The organism is Desulfosarcina sp., from assembly GCF_055467485.1.
This window is the reverse complement of the sequence record NZ_JBUOIV010000118.1, coordinates 1-6,136: the sequence shown is the minus strand read 5'-3', so window position 1 is coordinate 6,136 and position 6,136 is coordinate 1. Positions and strand designations below refer to the sequence as shown.

Genomic DNA, 6,136 nt, shown 5'->3' with positions numbered 1-6,136 from the left:
CTGGTGGGCGTCGGCCTGCGGGCCCGCATGGGGTTCTTTCAGCGCTTTTTGGTGCCCAGCTGCCTCATTGGGGGCATATTGGGGCTGGTGCTCATGCATACGGGGGTGCTGGGCCTTGAAACCGCCACCATCGAAACGTTTGCCTATCATTTTTTCAATATCTCTTTTATTTCGGTAGGATTGACCCGGGACGACACCGGCAGTGAGCATCAAGTCAAGCAACAGATGGTCAAGGGGCCGGCCTGGATGGCGCTGATGCAGGGACTGACCTTTCCCATGCAGGCGATACTGGGCGGATCGCTGGTGATTCTGTTGGGATGGTTCGGCGTTCAGCTTTTTCCCACCTTCGGATTCCTGGTGCCTTTGGGATTCAACGAGGGGCCGGGGCAGGCCCTTTCCATCGGCAAGGTATGGGAGGGCGTCGGCTTTGCCGATGCCGCCACGATTGGATTGACCTTTGCGGCGGTGGGGTATTTTTTCGCCTTTTTCGTGGGCGTTCCTATGGTGAACCGGGGCATCCGTAGCGGACGGGCCACCTTCGGTCCACGGCAGCTTCCCAGAGATTTTCTTACCGGTATCCTGAACCGCCAGGAACCCGCAGAATCAGCCGGCCGGCTGACCATTCATTCTGGGAATGCGGAAACACTGGCTTTTCAATCGGCCCTGGTGGGTGGGGTGTATGGCATCACCTACGGGATCATCTATCTACTCGGCGGTTTTTTGCCTGCGGACGCGGCAGGGATGCTATGGGGGTTCTTCTTTTTTTTCGGCCTGGGCGTTGCCTTGGCGGTCAAGTGGGCCATGCAGCGGCTCAACATACAAGGCCTGGCCGATGCCGGTGTTCAGCGTCGGATTACCGGCTTGTCGGTCGATTTTTTAATTGTGGCCACGGTGGCAGCCATTGAATTGAAAATCGTCTGGGACTATCTGCTGCCCATCAGCCTCATCGCCCTGGTCAACGGCGTCATGACCACGGCTCTGGTGGTTTATTTTGGCCGGCGCCTCTCCGCATACAGCCTGGAGCGCACCGCCGCCATATACGGCGTCGTCACCGGCACGGTGTCCTGTGGACTGCTGCTGCTGCGCATCGTCGATCCGGACTTCAAAACCCCGGTCGCCTATGAGCTTGCGGTGATGAACGTGTTTTCCCTACCGGTAGTCGGGGGGTGCACGGTTCTGGTCAACGGTCCCCTGTGGTGGGGGTGGCCGCTGTGGGCTGCCATTTTGGTTTTTGCCGGGATCATGGCCGTCGTCCTGACCCTAATGAAACTGATGGGGCTGCTCAACGGCGCCTCCCCGGTTGGTAACCCCGGATCACCGCAGCAATGATGGCCACCGTTCCGTGGCCCCGTCAAGCGCCTGGCGCTCAGGGGGACGCCTCATATGGGATTTTCCCGGATATCGCTTACAAAGCGGTCCAGAAGGTCGTAGAGCCGAGAAAGGCTCTGGATCTCCACATGCTCCTCCATGGAATGCTGGCTGCTGTTGCCGTCGGCGCCCCACACGATGCCCGGAATGCCGAACTGGGACAAGAATCGGGCGTCGCTGGCACCGTGGGCAATGCCGGTGCGAGTGCCCGCGGCCAGGGCCAGCAGCCGCTCCCGGTAGGGGGATCCGGGACTGATAAACAGGGGTTCGCGCTCCTCGGTGATCACCTCGCCGGAGACGGCCGCCTGGATTCGTCGGACAAGGTCGTCCACATCGTCATGTTCCGTATAACGGATATCGAATGTCGCTTCAGCCTTGTCCGGTACCTGATTGACCGAGTCGCCGGCGCGGATCACGGACAGATTCATGGTGCGATGCCAGTGTTCCGGTCCCGTAAGCCCTTCGAAGAAACCCTTGATCACAAGGCAATCCGCCATCAGCCGTTCGATGGCGTTTTCCCCCTGCCAGGGCCTCGCCCCGTGGGCCGTCTTGCCCCTGGCAACCACCTTGAGACGCAAGATTCCCTTTTCCTTGACCACGATTTTATCCACGCGCCCACCGTCCAGGGCGATGCAGAAACTGCAGTCGATTCCGCCAAGGGCGCTGCGGGCACCATTGTATCCGCCGATCTCTTCGTCACCGGTGATCAGCACGCCAAGGGGCTGAACGCCGTCAGCCAACCCCTTGCGCCGATCGGATTGGATTCGGTTTTTCAGCAGCACCATGGACAGTGCCGCAGCGTATTTGTCATCGATGGCCCCGCGGCCGTAAAGCCTGCCGTCCTTTTCAACGGGTTCGAAAAGCGAATCGGTTGCGTTGACCACATCGATATGAGACATCAGTAAGAGCGGGGTCTGCCGGTTCGCCGGAAGCGCACGAATCGACGGAACGCCGCCGTTCTTGACGACGGTGCAGGCAATGTCGTGGCCCTTGAACCACGTTTCAATGAAACGGGCGCACTTATGGATTTCTTCCGGTCGGGTGTCGGTGGATTTAAAGCGGATCAGATCCTTGGTCAGGTCGACGATCTCCCGTACGATTGCAGATGATTGTTCAGCAGCGGTTTCGATGGGTATCCTCCTTGATTGGAACTGGCCATGATGGTTTAAGCCTCCCTGGGGAAAGCCGTCGGGAATGGTCGGACTGCCGGGGTTCCTGCCAATCTCGATTCATTCATTTTAGCGCATATCCGAATTGAAAGTAAACGATTGCTTTGGGTCCACGTGGACGGGATAGACCATGTTGACCGATCGAATGGCGGGAGGTGTGCATGCCGATCAAAGAGACGATTGAATACCGCGATGAAACCCATGTTCTGGAGGGCTGGCTGGTTTATACCAACCGCTGCCGCAACCCGGCTCCGGGCGTGGTGGTGTTCCACGAGTACATGGGCCTGGGCGTTTATCTGGACAGGCACCTGGAGAAGCTTGCCACCCTGGGTTATGTGGTCATGGCCGCGGACCTGTATGGCCGGGGTGTCAGGCCCGCCGACGACCAATCGGCGCTGGACTGTTCGCGGCCGCTGCGGGACGACCGGCAGGCGCTGCGGCGACGGGCCCGGGCGGCGCTGGACTGCATGAGGGGCCTATCCCGGGTTGAAGCGGATAAGATCGCCGCGGTGGGCTACTCTCTGGGTGGATGCGCGGCGCTGGAACTGGCCCGGTCCGGTGCAGCGCTGAAGGGGGCGGTCAGTCTCTACGGTTATCTGGATACGCCCTTACCGGCACTGCCCGGAGTCCTCCAGGCAAAACTGCTGGTGTTTCACGGTATCCACGACCCGGTGGTTCCCATGTCGTCGCTGGCGGATTACTGCCAGGAGATGGCGGCTGTGCACGCCGACAGCCGGGTGGTTACTTATGTCGACGCCGGGCACGGGTTCTGCAACCGGTGGATGGATGGCGGCAACGACCCGTGGAACCGGTACAGCCGCCGGCATGATGAACGTTCGTGGACGGCCCTGGCGGCTTTTCTCGCGGAAGTGCTGGCGGATTAGGCTGACGTTGAGGATACCTTCCGGCCGCTGGTGGCGCCCAGGTAGATGGCTGAAAGGGCAATGACAACGCCGGCCCACGCCGTGGTCGAGGTGGGCCGGTTAAAGAAAATGACATCCCAGACAAAAGAAAGTGACGGCTGAAGCAACAGGATCAACCCGGCGACGGCGGCGGGAATCCGGGGCAAGGAGTGGGTGATCAAGAGCCACCCCACAGCCTGGCACATCAGGCCGAGAGCCACCAGCGAAAGACCGCTTTGAAGGTCGGGGATGGCAAACGTGTCACCGGTCCGGATCATTTCCAGGGCAAGGTAGATGGCCGTCGAAAAGGAGACCACCATCAGGCTGAGGGCCGCCGACGGTTTGGATGCATGGGATTGAAGTTTGCGCAGGACGATCAAGAACCCGGTGTAAAAGAGGGCCGTGGATAGGCCATAATAAATGCCTGCACGATAGTCAGGGCTCAGTTGCTCCCAGCGAATGCCCACGATCATGAACAACCCCGCTACCGCCAGGGGAACGGACAGGATAAACCGCAGGCTCAGCCGTTCCCTGAACAGCAAGGCGCCAACCGCCGGTACCAGAAACACCTCGAAGTTTCCCAAAATGGTGGCCAGTCCAGGTCCCACATGGGCAATGCTGCGGTGCCAGGTATACAGGTCCAGGGCAAAGAATACGGCGGCGAGCAGCGACAGCCGCATGCAAGGCCATCCCTGCCAGAGCTTTTCTCGGCGGGCCATCAGGATGGCCATCAAGAAAATGCCGCCAAAAAAAACCCGATAGAAAGCGGAAGCCGTAGGCGTGACCTGGGCCAGTTTTACCCAAACCGCGGAGAAACTGATCATCATGGCCCCGAAAGTGGTTCCCAACATGGGATGGTTGAACGACCGGGCCTTGTCAACGCGCATGACGCCTTTTCTTTCAAAACTGGGGTGACCGGATCCCGCGACAGCGAGCCGACCGGAATCGTTCTTCCTGCTCACTGTGGGGCGCGCCGATTCCGGTACTTAGCAGCAGCGCCCACCGATATGCAACCGTTAAGCCACGGGTGCAGCGATGACGGTGACCATGGCGGCCCGTGATCTTTCCTGGGACGTTTTTGTAAGAAAAAGTATTACACGATTATCAGAAATCTCCCAATTGACCGTATCCATCTGCCTTGTTAGCCTGCAAGCCATGCGAAAAGATTTGTGACGCTCTGTGGCGCAAACGCTTCTGGCCGCCGCGGATAACCCCACTCAACCAGCAGGAGGAACGAATGAGGAACAAACTTTTTACCGTTGCAATTGGTGTTTGCGCAGTTCTGATGATGACGATGAGCTTTTCGGCCGATGCCAATGCCAAAACCATTTACAAGTTCGGTGGCGGTCCCGCTGGTGGAACCTTCCAGTTCATGGCCGGTGGCATCTCCACCTATCCGCCGGTAAAAGACATCAAGGAGTTCAGGGTGTTGGCCGGTGCCTCGGGCGGCAGCGTGGAGAACATGCGAAAAGTCGATTCAGGAGCCTATGCCTTTGGCGTGGTTTATTCCGGACATGTTTACCTGGGCCTTAACGGTCGGATGAAAAACGATCCGGCGAAGTATGAAAAAGTGATGGCGGTTTCATACTTTTATGGTGCACCCGCTCAGCTGGTCGTGAAAAAAGGAGGCGGGATAAAAACAGTGAAAGACCTCGAGGGCAAAAAAGTGGGTGTAGGCAACGCCGGTTCCGGTGCCTTTGCCAACTGCGAACTGTTTTTCACCCACATGGGCATCTGGGACAAGATCGAACGAAACGCCATGGGCTACAATGATGCCGCCGCCGCTTTCGGCAACAATCAACTGGACGCCTTCTGGCTGTTCACCGCTTTTCCCAGCGGGGCGGTGGTCATGGCCGCCCAGCAGAACGACATCGAAATGATCGACCTGAATGCCGAAGCCGAAGCCAGCGGGTTTTATGCCAAATATCCTTACTTTGCCAAATTGAAAATTCCTGCCGGCACATACAAGGGTGTGGACGCTGACGTTCCCTCCTTTCAGGACTCCGCCCTGTGGGTGGCCAACAAAGACGTTCCCGCGGACGTAGTCTACACGCTGCTTTCCAAGATCTATACCCCTGAAGGACTGGCCCACATGGTCAACGTGAAGAAGACCGCCAAAGCCATGAGCATCGAATCAGGCATCACCGGTATCGTCACCCCGCTGCATCCGGGTGCCGAGAAGTTCTGGAAAGAAAAAGGCATATTGAAATAAACCCAGCCAATATGGGGCCGACGGTTTAAGCCGCGGCCCCTTTTCAAATGCTTGCAGAATAAACTCCTATCAACAAGGCAGGGGCCGCCGTGTATGATCAATTGAAGCGATACGAACAGATTGTTTTCGATGTCCTTTCGGTACTGCTGGTGTTGTTTTACTCTTATGCTGCCGTGGTCCAGCCGGCATCCACCCAGTACCACCGGGGCATTTACGTCATCATCACCTATGTACTGGTGTTTCTGCTGTACCAATCCAAATCAAAGGTGATGCGGGTGGTGGATTACATACTGATCCTGCTCTCCATCATCTGCATCGGCTACTGGATCCTCAACTTCGAAGCGATCAACTACCGGACAGGCGCGGAAAACGCGATGGACAAGACCGTTGCGGTGGTCGGCGTGCTGATCGGTATCGAACTGGCCCGGCGGGTGGTGGGAAACGCCTTCGTGATCATCGGCGCGGTGATGATTTTATATGGCGTA

General features: G+C 58.1%; 5 protein-coding genes and 1 pseudogene. 4 read left to right on the top strand and 2 right to left on the bottom strand.

Annotated features, from left to right (window positions below; translation table 11 throughout):
• A partial coding sequence (locus ACZCED_RS24630; RefSeq protein WP_464862082.1) for a sodium/glutamate symporter family protein occupies positions 1–1,329 on the top strand: 1,329 nt, incomplete at its 5' end.
• Between the two features lie 50 nt (positions 1,330–1,379).
• Here ACZCED_RS24630 and ACZCED_RS24625 read toward each other — a convergent pair.
• On the bottom strand, positions 1,380–2,267 hold the full coding sequence (locus ACZCED_RS24625; RefSeq protein ID WP_464862081.1) for a M20 family metallopeptidase: 888 nt from the start codon (positions 2,265–2,267) through the stop codon (positions 1,380–1,382).
• A gap of 431 nt (positions 2,268–2,698) precedes the next feature.
• Here ACZCED_RS24625 and ACZCED_RS24620 point away from each other — a divergent pair, with 431 nt between their 5' ends.
• On the top strand, positions 2,699–3,421 hold the full coding sequence (locus ACZCED_RS24620; RefSeq protein ID WP_464862080.1) for a dienelactone hydrolase family protein: 723 nt from the start codon (positions 2,699–2,701) through the stop codon (positions 3,419–3,421).
• On the opposite strand, the gene ACZCED_RS24615 is transcribed toward ACZCED_RS24620, so the two are convergent.
• Entirely contained in the window at positions 3,418–4,326 is a 909-nt protein-coding gene (locus ACZCED_RS24615; protein WP_464862079.1) for a DMT family transporter, read from the bottom strand. The genes ACZCED_RS24620 and ACZCED_RS24615 overlap by 4 nt on opposite strands.
• Before the next feature lie 350 nt (positions 4,327–4,676).
• Here ACZCED_RS24615 and ACZCED_RS24610 point away from each other — a divergent pair, with 350 nt between their 5' ends.
• Both ACZCED_RS24610 and ACZCED_RS24605 read left to right on the top strand, forming a co-directional pair.
• The gene (locus tag ACZCED_RS24610; protein ID WP_464862078.1) at positions 4,677–5,651 is read left to right on the top strand and encodes a TAXI family TRAP transporter solute-binding subunit; all 975 of its coding nucleotides are present in this window, start codon (positions 4,677–4,679) and stop codon (positions 5,649–5,651) included.
• An 89-nt stretch (positions 5,652–5,740) separates the two neighbouring features.
• A pseudogene (locus tag ACZCED_RS24605) lies at positions 5,741–6,136 on the top strand (TRAP transporter permease); the annotation flags it as partial.